At 57.9% G+C, this 21,292-nt stretch carries 21 protein-coding genes; 11 read left to right on the top strand and 10 right to left on the bottom strand.

Annotated features, from left to right (window positions below; all coding sequences use genetic code 11):
• The first annotated feature begins 70 nt into the window (after positions 1-70).
• The gene (locus Q1A63_RS12620; RefSeq protein ID WP_298976216.1) at positions 71-562 is read left to right on the top strand and encodes a DUF892 family protein; all 492 of its coding nucleotides are present in this window, start codon (positions 71-73) and stop codon (positions 560-562) included.
• A 110-nt stretch (positions 563-672) separates the two neighbouring features.
• Positions 673-1,167, top strand: a complete 495-nt coding sequence (locus Q1A63_RS12615) for a DUF892 family protein (RefSeq protein ID WP_298976215.1) — start codon at positions 673-675, stop codon at positions 1,165-1,167.
• Between the two features lie 501 nt (positions 1,168-1,668).
• Here the strand turns inward: Q1A63_RS12615 and Q1A63_RS12610 are convergent.
• Positions 1,669-2,418 carry a sulfite exporter TauE/SafE family protein gene (locus tag Q1A63_RS12610; RefSeq protein ID WP_298976152.1) on the bottom strand — a complete coding sequence of 250 codons (750 nt, stop codon included), beginning with the start codon at positions 2,416-2,418 and terminating at the stop codon, positions 1,669-1,671.
• A 74-nt stretch (positions 2,419-2,492) separates the two neighbouring features.
• Between Q1A63_RS12610 and Q1A63_RS12605 the strand changes: the two genes are divergently transcribed.
• The 5 genes from Q1A63_RS12605 (at position 2,493) to Q1A63_RS12585 (ending at position 6,758) form a co-directional block, all read left to right on the top strand.
• A complete protein-coding gene (locus tag Q1A63_RS12605) occupies positions 2,493-3,206 on the top strand; it encodes an FCD domain-containing protein (RefSeq protein ID WP_298976150.1) in 714 nt (237 codons plus the stop codon).
• A 289-nt stretch (positions 3,207-3,495) separates the two neighbouring features.
• On the top strand, positions 3,496-3,927 hold the full coding sequence (locus Q1A63_RS12600) for a carboxymuconolactone decarboxylase family protein (RefSeq protein ID WP_298976149.1): 432 nt from the start codon (positions 3,496-3,498) through the stop codon (positions 3,925-3,927).
• Entirely contained in the window at positions 3,911-4,813 is a 903-nt protein-coding gene (gene sigJ / locus Q1A63_RS12595) for an RNA polymerase sigma factor SigJ (RefSeq protein WP_298976147.1), read from the top strand. Before Q1A63_RS12600 ends, sigJ begins: the two co-directional genes overlap by 17 nt.
• A gap of 23 nt (positions 4,814-4,836) precedes the next feature.
• Complete coding sequence (locus Q1A63_RS12590; RefSeq protein WP_298976146.1) at positions 4,837-5,313, top strand: RidA family protein; 477 nt, start codon at positions 4,837-4,839, stop codon at positions 5,311-5,313.
• Positions 5,314-5,393: 80 nt separating this feature from the next.
• The gene (locus Q1A63_RS12585) at positions 5,394-6,758 is read left to right on the top strand and encodes an MATE family efflux transporter (RefSeq protein WP_298976145.1); all 1,365 of its coding nucleotides are present in this window, start codon (positions 5,394-5,396) and stop codon (positions 6,756-6,758) included.
• Between the two features lie 314 nt (positions 6,759-7,072).
• Here the strand turns inward: Q1A63_RS12585 and Q1A63_RS12580 are convergent, their stop codons facing one another.
• From Q1A63_RS12580 to Q1A63_RS12570, 3 genes are all read right to left on the bottom strand, one after another.
• Positions 7,073-7,489: an NUDIX hydrolase gene (locus tag Q1A63_RS12580; protein ID WP_299631828.1), complete on the bottom strand. Its 417-nt coding sequence runs from the start codon at positions 7,487-7,489 to the stop codon at positions 7,073-7,075.
• Entirely contained in the window at positions 7,486-8,682 is a 1,197-nt protein-coding gene (locus Q1A63_RS12575) for a multidrug effflux MFS transporter (RefSeq protein ID WP_299631826.1), read from the bottom strand. Before Q1A63_RS12575 ends, Q1A63_RS12580 begins: the two co-directional genes overlap by 4 nt.
• A 130-nt stretch (positions 8,683-8,812) precedes the next feature.
• Entirely contained in the window at positions 8,813-9,793 is a 981-nt protein-coding gene (locus Q1A63_RS12570) for a DMT family transporter (RefSeq protein ID WP_299631824.1), read from the bottom strand.
• A 97-nt stretch (positions 9,794-9,890) separates the two neighbouring features.
• Here Q1A63_RS12570 and Q1A63_RS12565 point away from each other — a divergent pair, with 97 nt between their 5' ends.
• From Q1A63_RS12565 to Q1A63_RS12555, 3 genes are all read left to right on the top strand, one after another.
• Complete coding sequence (locus Q1A63_RS12565; RefSeq protein WP_299631822.1) at positions 9,891-10,796, top strand: LysR family transcriptional regulator; 906 nt, start codon at positions 9,891-9,893, stop codon at positions 10,794-10,796.
• A 223-nt stretch (positions 10,797-11,019) separates the two neighbouring features.
• Positions 11,020-11,661 (top strand): LysE family transporter, encoded by a 642-nt coding sequence (locus Q1A63_RS12560; protein WP_299631820.1) that lies wholly within the window; start codon positions 11,020-11,022, stop codon positions 11,659-11,661.
• Between the two features lie 23 nt (positions 11,662-11,684).
• Positions 11,685-12,329, top strand: a complete 645-nt coding sequence (locus Q1A63_RS12555; RefSeq protein ID WP_299631818.1) for a glutathione S-transferase family protein — start codon at positions 11,685-11,687, stop codon at positions 12,327-12,329.
• 112 nt (positions 12,330-12,441) lie between these two features.
• Here Q1A63_RS12555 and Q1A63_RS12550 read toward each other — a convergent pair whose 3' ends face one another.
• The 5 genes from Q1A63_RS12550 to Q1A63_RS12530 all read right to left on the bottom strand — a co-directional run bounded on the left by Q1A63_RS12550 (position 12,442) and on the right by Q1A63_RS12530 (position 18,068).
• Complete coding sequence (locus Q1A63_RS12550; protein WP_299631816.1) at positions 12,442-12,984, bottom strand: RES family NAD+ phosphorylase; 543 nt, start codon at positions 12,982-12,984, stop codon at positions 12,442-12,444.
• A 419-nt stretch (positions 12,985-13,403) separates the two neighbouring features.
• On the bottom strand, positions 13,404-14,324 hold the full coding sequence (gene egtD, locus Q1A63_RS12545; RefSeq protein ID WP_299631814.1) for an L-histidine N(alpha)-methyltransferase: 921 nt from the start codon (positions 14,322-14,324) through the stop codon (positions 13,404-13,406).
• A 20-nt stretch (positions 14,325-14,344) separates the two neighbouring features.
• On the bottom strand, positions 14,345-15,598 hold the full coding sequence (gene egtB, locus Q1A63_RS12540; protein ID WP_298976129.1) for an ergothioneine biosynthesis protein EgtB: 1,254 nt from the start codon (positions 15,596-15,598) through the stop codon (positions 14,345-14,347).
• Between the two features lie 28 nt (positions 15,599-15,626).
• Positions 15,627-16,994, bottom strand: coding sequence for a DsbA family protein (locus Q1A63_RS12535; RefSeq protein WP_299631810.1), 1,368 nt, complete (start codon positions 16,992-16,994; stop codon positions 15,627-15,629).
• A gap of 24 nt (positions 16,995-17,018) precedes the next feature.
• On the bottom strand, positions 17,019-18,068 hold the full coding sequence (locus Q1A63_RS12530; protein ID WP_298976126.1) for an SRPBCC family protein: 1,050 nt from the start codon (positions 18,066-18,068) through the stop codon (positions 17,019-17,021).
• 158 nt (positions 18,069-18,226) lie between these two features.
• Between Q1A63_RS12530 and Q1A63_RS12525 the strand changes: the two genes are divergently transcribed.
• Complete coding sequence (locus Q1A63_RS12525; protein WP_366524347.1) at positions 18,227-19,135, top strand: LysR family transcriptional regulator; 909 nt, start codon at positions 18,227-18,229, stop codon at positions 19,133-19,135.
• Here the strand turns inward: Q1A63_RS12525 and Q1A63_RS12520 are convergent.
• Positions 19,132-21,141: a protein-disulfide reductase DsbD domain-containing protein gene (locus Q1A63_RS12520; RefSeq protein ID WP_299631807.1), complete on the bottom strand. Its 2,010-nt coding sequence runs from the start codon at positions 21,139-21,141 to the stop codon at positions 19,132-19,134. The genes Q1A63_RS12525 and Q1A63_RS12520 overlap by 4 nt on opposite strands.
• Positions 21,142-21,292 lie beyond the last annotated feature (151 nt).

Below are 21,292 nucleotides of genomic sequence, written 5' to 3'. Positions count from 1 at the left end.
TGCCCCGAGAGGGGCTTACTCGTTCGTGATGGGTGCGACCAATTCCGGTCACCATATGAAGGAGCGGCTTATGGACGTCTATTCGGCTGAAGATCTTCTGTCCCGCCGTCTCGGCGACATCCACTCCAGCGCATGCTTTCTGGCGCAGCATATCCCTTTTATGGTCTCGGCGGCTGAAAGCGACGGCTTGCGCAAGCTCCTCAACCTCTATCTCGATGTCGTGCGGGACAACGCCGACCGCACCGAAGAAGCCATGAGGGTCGTTGCCGACCAGTTGAGTGGACGCGACCCGACCGCCGTGCCCGCCATGGTCGATGATCTTTTCGATTTGATCGACCGGATAGACGAACCCGCCCTTGTGGATGTGGCGATTTTGCTTTCCAGCAACGAGATCGGATCTTTCGAGGCCCAGCGGCTGCAGCTGCTTTCCAATTTTGCCGAAACACTGGGGCGTACCGATGCCAGGAACGCTCTCCGGACAAGCAGTGAGTGCCTGGCCTCCATCTGCGCGCAGCTGAACGACATGATCACCGAAAACGGGGAAGACCAGCGTCTTCAGTGAGACCAATCCTCCGGACTGCCCCCTTGACAGCAGGGCCGCCCGCGCAGTCACCGCCCGTCCGGGGCATTTGAAAACCATGAGAACCGAAACCTGAACAGAAAGGAGAAATCATGAGTATGAACAGCCTGAAAGAGGTCTATGCCGATCAGTTGCAAGACATCTATAGCGCGAACAAGCAGGCCGCCGAGATGACAGAGGCGCTCGCCGATGCGGCGACACATGAAGATCTGCGCAGTTTGCTGCAAAAGGGTGTGGAAGGCATTCGCGACGGCATGGAACAGGTTGCGGCACTGGTCCGGCGTCACGACGCGGATCCGAACGGTGAACACTGCAAGGGCATGGAAGGTCTTGTCAAAGAGGCCAAGGCACATGCGATCGAGGAGGATTTTGGCGACGACGACGCGCGTGACGCGATGATCATCACACAGTATCAGCGCATGGTCCATTACGCGATTGCAGGCTACGGATGCCTCGCCGCCTTTGCCGGGCGCCTTGATCTGCCGGAGGATAAAGCCGTGCTGCAGACCTGCCTCGACGCCTGCTACAGCGGTGATCGGCAAATGACCGAACTGGCAAGTTCCGAGATCAACAAGGCGGCTGTGTAGCGCGTCCGATTGCAGGCAAAAGCGCCGCCCTGGTATCGGGGTGGCGCTCCCGGTTGACAGTTTCACTCAACCTGCGCGGTACAATGCGGTTGTTCCTTGCAGTCCACAGGGCTGATCTGGTTTACCCGTGCGAACCCCTGCTTTGGCCTGAGGGATGAGAGCCTTCCGTAGATGCGAACTGGAGGCTTACTGTACCAAAAAATAACAGATAATTGGCCCAAGCTTTCTCCCAGATTTACAGTTTAGGGCAAGATCTGTCTGTTCAGATCCCACCATCAAAGGCCACACATACATCCACACACTGCTTCTGCAATCCGCGACGGCGTCACACAGCAATCGACCGGAAATGGCCCGCCAGTTCAAACACTAGATCCAATAGGGCACTTTGAATTTCAGTCACGATAATACGGAAATAATCGTAAAACGGCCCACTCCCGCCGTTGGCTATGTTGTCGAGCGCTGCGATGCAGCTTCACCAGACCGGACTTTCGCTGCAGCCGATCACACGATGAAAAATACGACCGTCATCACAGCTCCTATGGCGATGATAACACCGCGCAGAATGTTTATCCGCGTCATACGGCGCACAAGGCGTGATGTGACATATGCCCCGCATATATTGGCAAGGGCCATGGGAATGGCTGCCTCCCATGCGATGAGGTCGGCTGTCATGAACGTGACAACGGATAGCGTGGATAGAATGGACGCGAGCAGGTTTTTAAGCCCATTCATCCCGTGAATGTTGCGATACCCCTGCAGCGCAAGCGCGGCGAGCATGATGATGCCCAACCCGCCGTTGAAATAGCCTCCGTATGTCGTGACCAACAAAAGCAGGATGGCGGCCATACCTGTCGAAGGTATGCCGATGCTGGCATCCTCAGTTAGTCTCTGAAGCCGGGGGGCAAATGCAAACAATAGCGTCGCTGTCAGCAAGAGCCAGGGAACAAGCGCCAGAAACGCATCAGGCGATGTCACGATAAGAAGCACTGCACCGAATACACCGCCGAGTGCCGCCATCATGATGATCGTTCCAAGACGCAGGGCGCCTTCAGCGCGAATGTCGCGGCGATAGGCCCAAACGCTGGCGATGTAACCTGGCACAGCCATCGTTGTTGCCGTGGCATTTGCGACAACCGGCGGTATCCCAATCCATATCAGAACAGGCAGCGTGACGAAGGTTCCTCCACCCGCAATGGCATTCAATGCACCACACAGAAACCCGGCAGCAACGATGACGACTAGCTCGACCAAACCAATTCCTTCGACCACTTTCGAAAGCCTTTATCGGTCTGCTACATTGGTCTCATAATTGGTCTGGATTTGTCATGCAGTATACAAAAGCAGCAACCGCGCTCGCCCGGCTTCGGGAGTTTCTGCGGACCAGCGCGTTCGCCGTCGGTGACAGGTTGCCGCCTGAACGGGTCTTGGCGCAGCGGTTCTCATGCAGCCGTGAGACGTTGCGCCGTGCGATTCTTGTGTTGGAGCAAGAGGGTGAGATTTGGCGTCACGTAGGCCAAGGGACATTCTATGGCCCAAGGCCCGCCACTGCGCCGCTGAGAGAAAGCCTGCTGGTTCAGGCCACATCCGTTCAGGAATTGGTGCAGGCGCGACACCTGATCGAGCCGGTGGTGGCAGCGGAAGCCGCCCGCAGAGCGACCGCGCTTGATATTGCCAAGCTGAATGACTGTGTCTCGGTCGGGCGTGACGGTCCTGACAGGTTCGAATGTCAGAAAGCGGATGACATCTTTCACCAAACCATTGCGACGGTAGCAAGAAATCCGATCCTGTCTTCGATCCTGACTTTTCTGTCAGAAGCGAGGCGTCGGTCATCGTGGCAGTCACAATGGGATCGAACGTATCGGCACATTGGCATCAAAGAGTTCAAGGGGCAGCACAGTGACCACCACCAGCGCATCGTTGATGCAATTGAACGCCACGACCCCAACGCAGCAGAGGCTGAAATGCGCATGCATCTGGAAGCAATAATCGTGGCTCTTCAACTTGCGCCAGGATCACCGCAGTTCTCAAACTCAGGTTAAGTCACAGCAGTCCCCAGGTCGTCCTGCGACCCGTTTCATGCGCTTGCCGGAAACGCCCGGATGAAAGCGCACGATCGAGGTCAATCTCCGAAAGATAGCCGCTACACCCGTCAGAGCCTCCAGTTTCTACAAGCAATCGACTCCAAAGGGATTTGAGTTTCTTGTAGTTTCTTGGGGCTCGAAAAACGCGCAAAACCAGACACTTGATCACTTGTTCTATTTAGGGCGTCACAAAACCGGGCCGACAATCGTCACTATAGCATAGGATACACATGCAAGGACTACGGTGATGAGCACTTCTGCTGCGACGAAATACGAACAGACTATTCCCGACGTGCTTCAGACGATGGGCACCGTACACCAGGTGCTGGATGCCCATGGGCTCGATCTTAAAATCCGCCACCTGGTTCAACTTCGCGCATCCCAGATCAACCGCTGCGGATTCTGCGTCAAGATGCACACGAGAGAGGCGCGCCAGAATGGCGAGACCGGCGAGCGCCTCGACAGAGTCATCGTCTGGGATCAGGTGAGCGATTTCACGGATGCGGAAAAGGCAGCGCTTGCCTGGACAGAGGCTCTGACAAGCCTGCAACTGAACGCCGACCTCGCGCCCATTCGAGAACGGTTAGGTAAGCATTTTTCTGACGCCGAAATCGGCGCGTTAACCGCCGAAGTTGCCATGATTAATCTATGGAACCGGATCAATGTATCGAAGCACTGAACTCACAACCGCAGAACTTGCTGCGTTCGAAAATATGCGTCCGAAACTGGCAGGCCTTGCCTACCGAATTCTCGGTTCGCTGAGCGATGCGGAGGATGCGGTTCAGGACACGTTTCTCAAATGGGCGGGTGCGGACCGCACGGCAATCGAGAATACAAGTGGATGGCTCGTCACCGCCTGCACCCGGCGCTGCCTCGACATGCGCCGCTCGGGTGACCGGTCGCGGGTGGAATATGTCGGCGCCTGGCTACCGGAACCGATCCAGCTCTCAAGCGAGAGTGACGCCGAGGAGGCCGCGGAACTCGCGTCCAGCCTTTCCATGGCCTTCCTGATGATGCTGGAGCGGCTGACGCCAAAGGAACGAGCGGCATTCCTGTTGCACGACATTTTTGAGTTGTCCCACGCCGATGTCGCGGAGACGCTTGACACGTCCGAAGCGAGCAGCCGAAAGCTGGTGTCCCGGGCGCGCGGCCACATCGGACGTTCTGTGGTGCGTCACAGCGCATCGCCAGATCGGCAATTGGCGTTCCTGTCGGCGTTCAGGACAGCCGCGACAGAGGGCAGGATCGATGATTTGTCGAGAATGCTGGCGGAGGATGCCCGTCTGAGTGCTGATGGCGGTGGCAAGGTTCCGACGATCTTGAAAGCGATCGAAGGATCCGCGTCACTCTGCGAGTTCATCTCCTCCGACTTGAGGCGATACTGGGCCGATCATGAGTGGGTAACTGTGAACCTTAACGGCATGCACGGCGCCTTGATCAATTTCAAAGGGAGGACGACTGCGGCCCTCTCCTTCGCCTTCGACGACAGTGCAAAGGTTCGGGACATCTACATCGTCCGGAACCCCGACAAACTCACCCATCTCGACGCGGTTCACGTCAACTGATCCGCACCTATGGAGACATCATCATGAAACACATAGTTCAAACCTTTGGAGCCATTGCGATGTTCACTTTCGCGACGAACCCCGGCGCGGCCGCGGACACTCAGGCGGTTAATCCGGCCGGACTCTACGATCCCACGCCAAACGGGTACAGCCATGTTGTTGTCGCAGGCGACTTTGCTTTCATCGCCGGTCAAGGGGGCGAGACCCGGACGGGCCACCTTGCACCCGATTTTGAGGCCCAGGTCGCGCAAGCCTATAGGAACCTTGCTACAGCGCTGGACGGCGTCGGCGCGGGCCCAGAGCATGTGGTCAAGCTCACCACATATGTCGTCGATCACGACCAGAGCAAGCTGATCGTGCTGACGCGTCAACTGCAGGGGGTATTCGGAAGCCACCTGCCGGCGCAGACGCTGGTACCGGTTCCAAGGCTAGCGCTCGACGGGATGCTCTTCGAGGTCGATGCCATCGCAGTGCTGAATGCCGGTAACGCGGAGCGCTGACGCAAACGGCGCCTATGAAAACCCATCCGGAGGCGCCGGTCGACGCGCTTCCCTGTTCTACCGACAGAGTGAGCAAGACAATGACGGCGTGGACATCCTCCGCCCGCCCAAGGCAGGTGTGTGCCGAGGGCAGGCTCGTCTCAGAGAGTGGCAAGATCCTAAAACTGGCCGTCCCTACGGTTCTGGGACTGGTCTCCACGGTCGCGATGGGGGCTATTGATACCGCGATGCTCGCACCGTTTGGCAGCGACGTTGTGGCCGCCGTTGGACTTTCAACAAGCGCGTTCATCTTCGTCAATTCGGCGGTGATCGGCTTCGTGTCGGTGATTGGTGTCGGAATTTCGCGGGCCCACGGGTCAGGTGATTTGCGCGATACCTCCGAGGCGATGTCCTCAGGGCTTGCGCTTGCCGTCATCCTGTCGTTTCTGGCCGCGCTATTGATGAGCCTCGCCAGCTCGCTCGTACCCTCCCTCGCCCCTGACCCGAAGATTGCGTCCCTGACCGGGACCTACTGGCTGACGTTGACCCTGGCCGCCCTTCCGCACACGATGCTCGCCGCCTTTCGTGGCGCCTATAGCGCCCTTGGCCGTCCCTGGACAGCGTTGGCTGTCACGCTTCTTGGGATCGGGTTCAACGTTCCGCTAAACCATCTGCTGATCCATGGTGGCGCAGGGATGGGCGGTCTTGGAATTCTTGGAGCCGGTTTGGCGAGTTTCCTCGCGAAGACGCTTGCAGTCATGGTCTTTGTATTTCACTGGCGCGCGGCACGCTCCATGAGACCCACGCGGCACGGTCTTCGCCTTTCGTTCGGATCGGTAATGGCCCGGGCACGCGATGGCGCTCCTGTCGCAATAGGCAGCGTTGCCGAAGGCGGTGCATACGCGGTTACAGGGTTCATGGCCGCGATGCTAGGGGCCACCGCACTTGCCGCGCATCAGGTCGTTCATTCGGTTGGCGTTCTATTCTACATGGTCCCGATCGGCATGATGATCGCGTCGTCCATTCGGGCCGGACAGTTAATTGGTGCCGGCCGGAAAAGCGAGGTTATCTGCATTCTGAAGGCGGCGAACCTCATCACGCTTGCATGGTCAACCGGCGTCCTTTTGTTCGTATTGGCGCTTCGGATGCCAGTTGCCAATGTCCTGAGCCCGGAACGGGACGTCGCTTCCTTGGCGGCGACCCTACTCCTGACCATGGCTTTCGTACAATTCGCGGACTGTGTGCAGTCCAATGCCCTAGGCGTGCTGCGGGGGATGGTGGACAACGTTTTGCCGAGTGTTGTAACGGTTATCGCCTATTGGTTTCTGGCCTTGCCGCTTGCCGCGTTTCTGGGCCTGGTCCTCAATCTTGGAGTTGTCGGAGTCACGCTCGGATATGGATTGGTTGTCCTTGGCGTTGCCGCTTTCCTGCAAATTCGTGCAGGAAAAAGGTCCAAGCTCTTCTGAAACAAAAGCTCCTGAAATACCCGGAAGTTCGCAGGCATATGAGCTCGCATCGGAATGCGTAATTCTTCAACCCGCCCTTCCACGAACCACCGCATCAGTCAATCGGTCTAGGGCTGTCATTGGAGTAAGCACGCAACTTTTCCATCAAGTGATCTTGCATGTCGGCCCATAAGAGACATTCGTCACAGTCATCGGTGCCGCAGTGCGGCTCCACCAGACCGGCCATTCGCTGCAAGCGCAAAATCTGACCGCTGTCTAACTCACAGATCGCGGGACGAAGCTGCCATTCACTTACTCAGTTCGAACGGCAGCTTTCAGAATTTGGATGCGAATTTCACGACATTATCGACATGCTCGCTACAAGCCATCGCGCCGGACAGCACGTCCTCGACAGCCCACCACCGCGCGTCGCTCACATCATCCTGTGCGGCGGGCTCACCTGAGACGAAGTCGCAAAGCACTGCCACCAGCAGGAAATGGAACCGGACCAAGCCGTCCTTTTCACGCACAATCACATCCACATTGGTTAGGTAGCGGACCGGATACCCGATGACGCCTGTTTCCTCGCGCAACTCACGTGCCGCCGCGTCCATTACGGTTTCGCCAAGATCGACATGCCCGCCCGGAAAACCCCAAAGGCCCGCATCCGGTTCATTCCGCCGCTTGACCAGCAGCACCTTATCGTCCCGGATCACGACGGACAGCGCGGCAAGTTTCGGATGGTTTGTCATCGGGCACCCCCTTCCGGCTTTCTCAGACTTGCCGCCCACACAGCGAAGGCCAGCGCGACCCCCGATGAAGCGAGCATAAGTGACAACAGCACCTGTGGCCCATTGGCCTCCGACACCGCAAGGCCCGTCAACGCCGTCAGGATCGCGCCGCCTGCGACGATCAAGGCACCGCTCAGACCTACCGCGCTTCCCGCAAGTTCTGGCCGCACGGACATCGCGCCCGCATTACTGCCGGGCATGGTGATGCCGTTTCCGAGGCCGACGAAAATTGTGCTGCCGAAGAAGAGGTAGGGTGATGTGGCCCCCAAGGCCAAAAGCACCAGACCAAGGGCAAGACCTGTGCAAGCAAAGAGGCGGCCTGCGATCATTATCGTCGTCGGGTCGAACCCCGCGCCGAACCGACCTGCAACAAAGCCGCCGCACATAAAGCCCACCGTGATCGTGCCGATGTAGAAACCCAGTTCCGCCGTTGATACTTCGAACGTCGCTTGCGCAACGAGGGGTGCGCCGGTGAGGAAGATGTAAAACGCCCCCACCGAAAACGTCCCGCAGAGCGCATAGGCCCAGAACAGCGGTTCCCGGATAAGCGCCGTTGAGCCGATCAACGGTGCTCTGGAGGGTTCCGTCGCTTTCGGTCTTGTCTCGCCTAGGTCCACCCAGCAGATCGCAAGGAGGCCAAAGCCCGAGACCGCGTAGAACAAGAAGATGGACTGCCATCCGAAAAAGGTATCCAGAACCCCGCCGAGCATTGGTCCCAGCATCGGGGCCACGGCCATTGACATGCCGATATAGCCGATCAGGCTGACCGCCTGCCGCTCCGATCTGGTGTCCCGCACAATCGCAAGGGACAGCGCATATCCGGCGATGATGCCACCCTGAAGCATACGAAAGACCAGAAATGTTCCGATGTTTTGCGCCAGCACACAGCCTGTCGAGGCAATCGCAAAGACCAATACGGCCACGAGCAGGACGGGTCGCCGTCCGATCCGATCCGAGAGCGGTCCGACGATGAGTTGGATGACGGCAGTGATGGCCAGATAGCCCGAGACCGACCAGCTGACCGTTGCATAGTTCGTCCCCAAATCGACAGCGATACTGGCGAGCGACGGCAGGAACATATTCAGCGACAGCGGCGAGAACCCTGTCAGCAGGATCAAGGTCAGAAGATGCGGCGGTGTTTTAGGGCAATACATGGCGGATTGTCTTGATCTGGAAACAAAAAAGCCCCCGAAGATGTTCGGGGGCGCATGGAAACGGATATGGAAACCCTTATCGGACCATGCACCTGTTGCTCACCATGACGACGAAGTTGAAAGTCATATTTTATCTCCTGTGACGTAAAGCGTAAGTTGTGCGTGTTGGATTGGCAATATCGAAAGTGACGCGCTGCGAGATGGTCCTGCATCGGTCATCATTCCTGCTTTTCGGAACGTGGCAGCGACAGAAAACCCGCCACCACAATACCAAGATACCCGCCAACGACAATGCCGAAGGTCGCTCGCCGAAGAAGATTGCGCCCCAGATCAGGCTGAAGGCGAGATAGCTGTAGTCGAACGTGGCCACCGTTGCAGGTGGTCCGTTTTGATAGGCAATCGCCGCACCGACGCTGCCGATCAGGATCACCGCCGCAAGCGCCGCGACGACCCCGATCAACCTGAGATCAAGGCGTTGCCACGGGCCGAATATAAACGACCCCTCTTGACCCGAAAACAGACCGAGACCCGCACCCGCAACGGCGAAGGCGATGTTGAGCGCCAGCGCCAGTGCGACCGGATCGTCTTCGCGACACTTGCGGGCGGTCAGCACCATTGCGCAGGCGTAGAGAAACGCGGCCATTAGCGGCCGTAGTGTCGCGAGATCAAATCCGGAAGCGTCTGGCCGCAGGATCAGGACGACGCCCACAAACCCGAGAAGAATTGCAAACAGGACGCGCGGTGCAGGCCAGCGACAGGCGAGAACAGCGGCGACGACTGTGATCAGGATCGGCGAGGTGTAGTAGGCTGCTGCCGCCAGAGACAGCGGCATCAACGGCAACGCGGAATAGTAGCTGAGCCACATGGTGACGAGCAGGATGCTGCGGATGACTACCCAGAACAGAGAGCCGAAAGGACGGAAACCGTTGCGCCAGGCCAATAGCCACAGGGGCGGCAGCACGAGCGCTGATCGCAGGATGTACATCTGCCACAATGGCAGATCGAGGCCGGTGGCCTTGATGATCGCATCGCCAAGCGAAAGCGCCAAAACGGCAATGACAACTGCGCCGACCGCATAGCCGGTCCGGTATCCTGTCTGAACCCTGGTCATGCGCCGTCTTTCACATGCGATCTTTGTCGTTCTCCAAAAATCATTTATCAAAGCAGAGATAAAATGAATTTTCGCCTAATTTGGATAACTTTAGGTTATGGAAAAGCCTCTTCGCCACCTTCCTCCGCTTACGCGATTGCGGCCCTTCGAGGCCGCCGCGCGGCACGAGAGTTTTTCGCAGGCCGCTAACGAACTGGGCCTCACCCAGACGGCGATCACCAAGCAGATCGGTCTTTTGGAGGGGGAACTTGGGATACCGCTGTTCGAGCGCCGCAACAGGGCGGTTTTTCTGACGGATGCCGGTCGCAGGCTTGGGCGCGTGGTCAGCGCGGCTCTGTCTGACGTTGCCGCCGAGGTCGCCTTGCTGCGGGGCGACCGGCGGTCGGATGAGCTGATCCTCCATTGTCAGCTCTGCGAAGCCTTCTATTGGTTGATGCCGCGCCTTTCCGGCTTCCATGAGTGCTATCCCGGTGTGGAACTACGGGTTGTCAGCAGCCTCAATCCGCTGACCGAAGCCGCCGAGAATTTCGATGTGGCGATGCAGACATCCGGTCGCACAGCTGGCACGGCGCGACTCGCTTTCACGGCATCAGACGACATCTTTCCGGTTTGCGCACCGTCGCTTGTCGCAAACGAGGCTCTACCTTTGGACCCGCTTCGTCTGACAGAGTTTTCGCTTCTAGCTCACAGCGTCACACCGCAGGACTGGATGGATTGGGACGACTGGTTTGCCGGAATTGGCGCAGCAACGACCAGTCGGCCGAAACTGGTTCCTTTCGACAGCTACCCTCTTGCGCTGCAAGCCGCCGTGACCGGACAGGGCGTGGCGCTCGGATGGCGACGAACGACCGAGAGCATGATCGCGGAGGGCAAGCTGATCCGCCCTTGTCGGGAGCAGGTCCAGCGGCCGACCGAGATTTCCGTGTTTCGCAGACCGGTCGGAAGGCCACATCCGCAGACTGAGCAACTTATCAAATGGTTGGAAGATGAATTGGGAACTTAGTGATGAACAATTTGGCTGAAGTCTGCTCTTCGGGACACTCGCCGAATCCTCACGCTTGGATCGATTTGGGCTCGAAACGGACTTTCTCTGTATAGTGCTTCGATAGTGACCACGCGGACTTTTGCCGACCTTCGTTGCTGCTGCGGGAAAGTCTGCTTTTCGATCAATTTCTTGATCTGTTGATCATTCCAACGCAGGTCATCCGAAAACAGGACAGCCAAACATGGAACAATTATACACCTATCTGCCCGGAATCTTGCTAGCCTACTCAGCGTTTCTCTTGGGCGTTTCCAGTCCCGGTCCGAATGTTTTGGCTGTGATTAGCACATCAATGAGTGTGAGCCGAAAGGCGGGCATTTCGCTGGCTCTAGGAGTGGCGACCGGCTCTTTCATATGGGCAATGTTGACCGCTTTGGGCCTTTCCGCGCTTCTTACGACGTATGCTGCGGCCATCGCTGTTACTAAGATCGTCGGTGGACTTTACCTATTTTGGTTGGCCTACAAAGCTTTCAAATCTGCTGCCTCAGCCCACAACATTGAGGCACGCGCGCTCGATGGTCAGACACGGGCACCATTTGGGTATGCTTTGCGAGGATACATCATCCAAATGACCAACCCGAAAGCTGCTTTGACTTGGATCGCCATCATCGCTTTGGGCCTCCAGCCCGGTGCACCGCTGTGGGTTGCAGCAGTCATCGTCATTGGGACGTTCATGCTCTCGATTGTGATCCACGTACTCTATGCCGTTGCGTTCTCGACGCCCATTATGGTGACGCTCTACGGCAAGGCAAGCCGATTTATCCAAGCAACGCTTGGTGTGTTCTTTGTTTTCACCGGTTTCAAGTTGCTCACAAGTCGCAGCTAGCAGGGATGGAGTAAGGGCTAAGCATGCTGGAGATTTGGGGACGCCGCACTTCATCTAACGTCCAAGCTTTGATGTGGTGCGTCAGCGAACTGAAATTGGAGTTTGTTCGTCACGACGCCGGACATGTGTATGGTCTAACCGATACACAGGCGTTCGGCGAACTTAACCCCAATCGGACAGTGCCAGTGCTTCGCGATGATGATGGGCCTGCGATCTGGGAAACCAGCGCGATCCTGCGCTACTTGGCAGGACGTTTTGCGCCAAATGAGTTCTGGCCCGATGATGCGGGCGAACGAGCACAGGTCGATAAATGGGCCGAATGGGCGAAAATCAACGTCGCTATGGCGTTCACTGGCCCGATCTTCTGGCGTGTGGTCCGGATACCGGAGGCAGATCGAAACCCGACTGCAATTGCGGAAGCGTTAGATGACCTGCACGACAAATTTGCGATAGCAGAACGGCAGATCGCGATCACCGGGTGGCTCGCCGGATCACATTTTACGCTCGCGGACATACAATTTGGACATATTCTGTACCGCTACTTTAATATCGAAATCAACCGACCGGATTGGCCGATCCTGCAACGGTACTTCGATCAACTCATGGAACGTGACCAATATCGCGAACACGTGGCAATTTCCTACGACAAACTCCGGGGGTCACTGTGATCGAATACCACATGAAATAGCTCGGTATGGAGTTGGTCATAACCTGCCATATCTCCTTGGTTCCACGAAAGCTGCCTTTCGGCTCACGCCGTCGATATGGGAAAGTTCCTGGCTACCGATATCCGGGCGTTACCGCAAATTGCTCAGGCGGTCCCTCCAGGCTGACCTTGGGAGCTCTTGGCTCGTTCCAGCGAAACAGTGTCACGTGCCAGAGCTTGGCACGGCGCCGTGATGGATCAATAAGTCCAACAGCACCTGACTCCCTTACGATATCAGCAGCGGTCCAAGACGGTGGGTCTTCACCGCTCTCAAGCGCCGTGCGCCATGGGCATCGCGCCAGTTCGTAGAGCTTGGCTGCATTTTTGCTTCTGAGATCAACGAGCTTGCAGCGTGCAACTTTGTATCTGGCCAGCACGCGAGGCGAGTCGTTACATGTCACATCGCCGCCAATTGCAACATGCGCGCTTTCGGCATCTGGACTTAGGTAAAGCGCATCTTCTCCACAGCGATTAAAACGTGCCGGCGGTCTATGCGGGTGCCCTCTTTGCAAGGCGATTCCACTCGCATCCGCCGCTTCGATCCTGACGAAGCATCCAGAAATTTCGATAAACTCCGTTGGTATTGAGAGCAATTCATTTGATGGTTCCATCGTCATTTTCGCCAAATACATTCAACCTACACTGCGGAATGCCGACATTCGAAGATTGTGCAGCATTTGTCAAAATGGGCTCTTCACCGCCGTTGGAGTAAGCGCAGCATCTAGGCGTCCGCTAACGGTTACCTAGATGGGGACGGCCCTAACCAGACATTGAACCAGCCTCGGCAATGCTGCGATCGCAGCCCGCATTGCCGACATTCGCCGCAAGCGCGAACTCCTGGCTTCGTCGAACTCACGCATCGCGGACGGGGCTGCCTTTTGATTTCTTCGTCTCTAAGTCTGCTTTGCGCCGTTTGCGGTCGCAGCAAAAAGCACTTTGGATGGTACGCAGTTCTTCGCCGCGGTAGCAGCACATATATCATGCGTACGCAAAGCGGACCTTTGTTAGCCCAATAACAGTCGGAGCCTTGCAGACCTCACACCGGAGAGAGCACGGCGACCGCGAACCAGGCTTTGGTGTCGGTGTGGAACGCGTCGATCTTCCAGCCGGACGCCTTCGCCAACTCGTGCAGGCCTGCTTCGGTGTATTTGCGGCTGTTCTCGGTAAGGATGGTTTCACCAGCCTTGAACTGAATGTGCGCGTCACCGACGCATACGCTCTGGTCCACCTCGCTGCGCAGGTGCATCTCCACCCGGCTTTCATCTGCGTTCCAGCGGGCCTCGTGCCGGAAGCTTTCCAGATTGAACGTTGCGCCGATCTCGCGGTTCAGGCGACGCAGGAGGTTCAGGTTGAACTCGGCCGTCACACCCGCCGCGTCATCATAGGCCGGGATCAGGACATCAGCCGACTTTACAAGGTCAGCGCCAAGGATGAACCGGTGAACGCCGTCCCACGCCCGGACGCAGGACAGCAACGCGACCGCCTGCTCTTGATCCAGATTGCCGATGGTCGAGCCGGGAAAGAAGATCGTCTTTGGTACGTCAGACAAGTCTTTGGGCAACGCAAACGAACCGGTGAAATCCGCGACCATGGGCTGTACGGACAGTCCTGGGTATGCCTGCGACAGCTTGACCGACGTGTCTCGCAAAAACTCGTCTGCAACATCGACTGGGACATACAGTGCCAGATGCGGTGCGGCATCAATCAGCAGCCGAGTCTTGACGCTTGCGCCACTTCCAAGTTCGACAAGCGCCCCGCCAGCCAGGATGGATTTTGACAGCCCGCCAGCCTGCGCGCGCAGGATGTGCGTTTCCGTGCGGCTGGGATAGTACTCCGGCAGTTGCGTGATCTCTTCGAAGAGGCGGCTGCCTTCGGTGTCGTAGAACCATTTGCTGGGGAGTGTCTTTGGAACCTGTTGAAGACCGTCGAGCGCCGCGATCAGCAGCGCCTCGTTCATGATGATCGGCGTGTCCAGCATCACGCGTCCTTTGCCAACCGGAGGCCGAGCATCTGCCAGCGCTGATGTGGGTAAAAGAACGTCCGATAGGTCGGCCGCATCTGCGCTTGCGGCGTCGCGCAGGACCCTCCGCGTAGAATGAACTGATTGACCATGAACTTGCCGTTGTATTCGCCGATGGTGCCGGTCGGCGCGCGGAACCCGGGGTAAGGGGTGTAGGGGCTCTGGGTCCATTCCCAAACGTCGCCCCAGATGCCGTCGCCGGGCAGCGGGAGGAACGCATCGCTGTCGGCGAAGTTGCCCTCAATGGGCCGATTGCGAAATGCCGCTTCGTGTTCAGCCTCAGTCGGCAAACGCGCTCCGGCCCAATGTGCGAACGCATCCGCCTCATAGTAGCTGACATGGACAACCGGAGAATCGAGGGCAACGGGTTGCGCTCCGCGCAAGGTGAAAGACCACCATTCGTCATCTTGTCGCCACCAGTAAAGCGGCGCATCCCAAGCTTCGCGCTGACGCGTCGCCCAGCCGTCGGACAACCACAGGGTTTGTTTGTCGTATCCTCCGTCCTCGACAAAGGCGATCCAGTCGCGGTTTGTGACCGGGCGATTTGCCAGCGCATACGGGGCGAGGTGGGTCGGGTGGCGCGGGCCTTCACAGTCGTAGTGAAACGCATCGCCTGTATAGCCGATCTCCACGAGACCACCGACATGGCCAATGAATTCCAGCTCTGGTGCCTGGACAATCGGGAGCGGTTCGGGTGGGCGATAGGACGGCATCAAAGGGTTATGGGACAGGCCGTGAAGCAAATCTGTCACCAGCAACTCCTGGTGTTGCATCTCGTGGTGACACCCAAGTTCTACCAACGCCGCGATATCGACCAGCTCATCCCGCCCTGAGTTGAGAAGCCTGTCGAGCGACGCATCGACATGAGCGCGATAAGTGTGAACGTCCTGCAGGGAAGGGCGCGAAATCAGACCGCGCTTGTCACGGGCATGTCTTGGGCCTGCTTGAACATAGTAGGAGTTGAAAAGGAACGCGAAACGGTCGTCGGGAGAGACGTAGTCTTCGACATTGGTTCGAAGGATGAATTCTTCAAAAAACCAGGTGGTATGGGCCAAATGCCACTTAGCTGGGCTGGCGTCTTCCATGGACTGCAGCATGGCATCTTCGGCAGAGAGAGTTTCGGCCAGCGCTGTTGTGCGCTGCCGGATCTGGGACAATAGCGTCTGAACGGCACCCAAGTCATCTGTTTTGAAATACAGGGCTTCGGTCATATCTGTGGCCTCCGGAAACTGGCTTAGATTACTTCAGCGTTAAGCCAACGAAGGCCGCAATTGCCTGCGCGTCCCAGCCGGTGAACATCTGTTCGCGGCCATCCGGCAAACGGACAAAGAAGCCCGGCGTACCCGCAATTCCTAGCGCGCGCATGGCCGCCGTGTTCACCCGCATGTCGTTCTGGTATGTGTCGATTGCATCCTCGGTATCCGCGATCTCGACAGCGATCGCCAGATCTTCAAGCTCGCGGAGCGCGCGGGCGCCGGTCATCTGGCCCCGGCCATCCATGAGCGCGTGGTAGGCACGATTATAGTCTTCCGGCTTTGCGATTGAGAACGTCAGCGCCGCTACTTCGCGCGATCCGGGACCAAGCAACGGAACGTCCACCGCGACCACCCGCGTGTTGTCGGGCATCTGCGTCAGGAACCGTTCCATTTGGCGGTGCGCAATCCGACAGATTGAACAGTTGAAATCGAAGAACTTGTAGATCACCAGATCGCCGTCGGGGTTGCCGAAATAGCCGCCGCGCGCCTCAGCCGCGGCTAAGGCTTCGGCTATGACGGCTTCTGGCGCGACGCCGGTGTCCGGCGCAGCTGTGACCGCAAAAGGAAGTGGCCGAATTTGTGCCACCGGCACACCTGCGACCCGGTCATCTATCCAGGCGGCAATGGCACGGCGTCCGGCCCCGCTGACCACATGGGGGACCGGGAAGGTTTCCAGTTGAACGGATAGCCCGGCATCTGAAAGCGCGGCGACGGTTGCATCCAGTTCCTCGGCGCTAAAACGCGTGTCGCGTGCCCCGTATCCCAACAGAACAGGCGCGCCGCCTTCGACTGACCAGTCTTCTGCGCGGATCTCACGTGGCAACCCGCCCGCAAAGGCAATGTAGCCCGCCGCGAGATCGGGGTGAGTTAGCGCAAGACCGAGCGCCATGGACGCGCCTTGGCTGAAGCCAATGATGTAAACCTGCGCCTGGTCCGCTCCGATTTCGGTGACAAGCGCGAGTGTTGCGTCAGCAACCCATTCACTGCCCAGCCGTACGTCGCCCGGATCTACCACGATTGATCCCGAGCTATCGTCGAGAGGGAACCAAGCGCCCCCTCCGCCCTCCACGGGCACCGGCGCGTTCAAGGCAACAAAGGAGTGGTCTGTGTTTGGTTCAATATTGACGAGTGTTTCAATCTGCTTGGCGTCCATGCCGTAACCATGGAGGCCGATGATGAGCGCGGCGTCGGGTGCGTCCGCCTTTCTTATGATCCGTGCATCGATCTCACCCTGATCGGTCACGAGCGTGATGATGTCCGCGTCAGATTGCGCCGCGGCCCTTTTGGGGGCCACGGCAGCGAAGGGGATCGACAAGCCGACTGCTAGCAGAAGAGATAGTATTTTGCGCATGTTCGACCCCCTTGGCGATCAGTTTTAAGACGGGAACTGGCGCGCGTAGGGCGTACCATTCTCAAGGAAATACTTGAGATCGTCGATCCCGAAGCCCGCGAACATGAAGAAGCTCGTCCGCGCGAATGCGACAGCCTGCGGCGGTACGCCCGGTGCGGTTTCGAAGACGATGGACACCGTGACTTCAGACGAATCTTCATCAATCGGTTTGACGCTCCACTCGGCTTCGTTGGTGGTCACAAACGGAGGCATGCCTGCTTCGATCGTGTAAGCATAGGTGAAATTGTCTTCGTCGTAGCGTGTGATGATCTCACGGGTCGCGCCCCCAAGGCCGGGGATGAAACAGGCGCGCACGTCGCCAACCTTCCCATCCGTGTCCTCGAATTCGATGGACTCGATCACGCTCGACCATTCGTGGGCACCAGCGTAGTTCTCGGCAACTTCAGCCCAGACGGCCTGTGCCGACACATTGAACATCCGGGTGTGGGTCAACGTAACGTCAGCGATCCCGCTGTGTATCCCGCTGGAATAGCCGCCAAATCGGTCAGTGAGGCTTGCTGCAGCTTCGGTATAAAGCGCCATCACCTCCTCGGAGGTCTCGCCGTCGAAATACTGCTGCCAGGACAGGACTGCACCGTCGCGTTCCTCTGCGGGGCGTACCTGCATCACGGCAAGGTGGTTGGACATGCCCAACGGGTTGTCGCCGGGCAAGCTGTAGGCAAAGGACAATTTGCCTGCATCGTTCACGAGGATCGTTTCGGTCACTACCGTGCCGTCTGCCAGGGTCAGATCGCGGGACTTGCCGTCGCTGGACACGGAAACATCGGACACGGTGCCGATTATGTCATCAACGTTGTTGCTGTCCGAGACGAAGGCAAAAACGTCAGCCGGCGAGGCGGCGAGTTCGACCTCGATTGCGAATTGCATCGGAGCCATGGTCAGTTCGTCGACCATGACCGCACCGACGACACGCGGTGGCATATCCTGAGCGACCGCAACGGGTGCGGTAGCCGCGAGGCTTATGGCAACGGCCAGAACGGCGGCAGTTGTCTTGAGAGTGGAAATCAGGCGCATGGAATCCTCCTGGTTGGGTACCTGCGCACGAAGTTACACTAGTCGAAAATGCACCTCATGTTCTGTTTGAGGGCCGCACTGGACGAAAAATGGAACAGTAGCTATGAATTAAAGTGTGACATCCACACACGAACAAAAATTCCGCCGCTAATCCAAAGGTGATTTCTACGGTGTCTGTTGATTGGAACGATTTGAAGGTCTTTCTCGCAGTCGCGCGTGCGGGGTCAATCCGCGGTGCATCAGAGAGCCTAAAGGTCGCGCACTCCACTGTGTCCCGCAGAATGGATGCGCTTGAATTTGCGTTGAAGGCCCGCTTGTTTGATCGAACGCCAGACGGTTTGCTGATCACTTCGGCAGGCGAAGACCTACTTGGGTCCGCCCGAACGATTGAAGAAACAATGCATTCAGCCGAACGGTCCGTCGCGGGACGAGATCGCGAACTGTCCGGCGACGTTCGCTTTACTCTTCCGCTACCAATGGCCGTTTGCGTTCTGACCGACGACCTAGCCAGCTTCGTTGAGCAAAATCCACTCGTTAACCTGATCCTCGATATAACCGAGGACCTTCTTGATCTTTCAAAGCGGGAAGCTGACATTGCAATGCGTTTTACATCCCAGGGTAATTCGCCGCCTGACTACCTGGTTGGGCGTAACCTGGCGACACAAGCGTCCTGTGCCTATGCTTCGACCGATTACATCGAGGCACATACCTTTTCGGGATCAAATCGAAATGGACGCTGGCTGGGATGGGACGACGTTGTTGAATATCCGAAATGGGTCCATTCGGCGGGGCTGGAGCCGATGCCGGTTATGGGCAGTTTCGACGACGTGTTTGTCCAGATGGCTTTTGCCAAGCGTGGCCTCGGTATGGCCTTCCTTCCATGCATGATGGGCGACCTAGATCCGGGGCTTCAGCGAGTGCCTGACGCGCGGCCAGTTCCGCATACGACACTTTGGGTTCTGACGCATCCGGACCTGCGGGACAGCGTACGACTTCGGAGTTTTCGCGAGTATCTCTACGACGTTGTGTCCGACAAACTTGATCTTATCGAGGGGCGCGGCGCTTAGCCTTGCGCCTTTCGAAGGGCGTCTAGCACCGCTCCGCGAGTCAAAAGCTCAGGCAGCACGATCCCGTCTGGCGCGCCGGGCCCATAGACTACATTGAACGGAATGCCGTAGCGGCCGTGGCTCGTCAGGTACGACAGAATGCTATCGTCGCGCTGCGTCCAGTCGGCCTGCAGGGGCGCGACCCGCTCCGCTTCCAGCGCAGCGCGCACATCGGCGTCGCTCAGTGCAACTCGTTTATTGACTTGGCACGTGATGCACCAATCCGCTGTCACATCGACAAAGACGACCTTGCCCGCCGAGACGAGACGGTCTCGCTCCGCTTCGGTGAATACTCCGAACTCGGCTGTCACGACGGACGAGGCATCAGCCTGCGACGAGGTGATTACGCTGGGGCTCAACATTAGTGCCAACGCAATAATCGCAAGTGTCGCCCCGATAGCACCGCCCCGGCCTTCGACCGACCGGCCTGCCCAAAGCGCAGCCCCCATGACGGCAAGGCCAGCCGCTACGACAATGGCAAGGGTATGCCCGGAAACGCCAGCAATGACGAAGAGCAGCCAAACGGTCGTTGCGGCAAGGGCAAACCCAAGCACCTTCTTCATTGTTAGCATCCACTTACCAGGCTTGGGCATCGATGTTGCAAGCCGGGGGAAAACAGCGACAAGCAGGAAGGGTGCGGCAAGGCCGACACCGAGCGCGGTAAAGATGGCGAGTATCTCGAAAGTGCCCGATGAAAGCGCGAAACCGATTGCTGTACCGACGAAAGGTGCAGAGCACGGTGTGGCGAGCAGCGTCGCGAAGACGCCGGTCAGGAAATGGCCCTTTAGCGTGTCGGAATTGCCAATCTGCGCCGTCCCAGACATCCAGTGTGGCAGCGGAATTTCAAACATGCCGAGCAGATTGTAAGCGAATACTGTTACGGTGATGGCCATGAAGACAAGGAAATAGGGGTTCTGGAACTGAATGCCCCATCCCACCGCAACGCCGAACGAACGCAGGGCGACGGCGCCAAGCGCGAGGACCCAAAAGGACGCCAGGATGCCCATGGCAGAAGCTAGGAACGAGAGGCGGACCCGGGCTGGACTATGACCGCCGTGTGAGACCACCGAGAGCAACTTGATTGACAGCACGGGAAGGACGCACGGCATAAGATTCAGGATCATACCGCCGACAAAGGCAATCCCAACAAACCCCAGAAACGCGGAAACTGAAATGCTTGCCCTTGCCTTAGTGAGTGTCGCGGTGTCCAGGCGAGCTTCGAGGCCGCGCGTGCCATCCAAAATGGTGAGTGTCAGGTCTTTCTCCGCTAGGTCGGCGTGCGTGCCCTCGACGGTTTCGGCCTGCAGTGTCGCGGTGAAGCCCAACCCATCCTCTTGCAGATCAATAGCAGGGCGAGAAAACAGGATATCTTCCGGCCCCTCTAGGATTACGTCCGGAGCGGTCAGCGGGAACACGGACGTAACGCGCACAGCGATACCGTTGCCGGTGTTCGTGAGTGTAATATCGTCCAAAGAAAAGCCGGACTGAGACCCATCGCCCGGAACCTGAGATTGGTAGAGGTCGATCAACTGCGCATCCGGTCCGGCGATCGGCGTGCCCGGGTCGAGTGTCAGAGAGACTGACGCGGTCTGCGGCACGCAAATTTCCTTGCAGAGCAGATAATCGACCATCGCGCTCAAATGAACGGGCTGAGAGGGGTCCGGGACATGCACATTCACAGGAAAAACGACGCGCTCGCCGTATCCAAAGGTGTCGAGGTCGAAGAGCGAAAACCGGTGCGGCGCGGGCCATTGCATTTGTGTCGGTTCAGCGTTGTCCGACTCCGACCACTCCACCGTGACCGGATACCCCGCGTCGCCTGGGCTTCTCCAATAGGTTTTCCAGCCGTCGTTGAGCCAAATGTCGATGCCGACCTGCAGCGAACCATCTGCTGGCGCTGCCGTTTGCGCCGCGATCAGCCGCGCGCTCGACAAATCCAGGTCCGTCCAGCCCTCATCCGCCTGCACGGAAATCCCTGCCAACATCGCAATCGCAAATGCAAACGACCTGAAGAACCGCATCAGACTACTCCTGCTCTTGGGGCACCAGGCACGTTCTAACGGACCAATTTCAGACCAGCACGTATCATTTTTGGAACCGACTGGTGCGAAATTGCGC

This window comes from uncultured Roseobacter sp. (genome assembly GCF_947499265.1).
Lineage (GTDB): Bacteria > Pseudomonadota > Alphaproteobacteria > Rhodobacterales > Rhodobacteraceae > Roseobacter.
The sequence above is the reverse complement of the archived record's forward strand: the minus strand, read 5'-3'. Positions and strand labels throughout refer to the sequence as shown.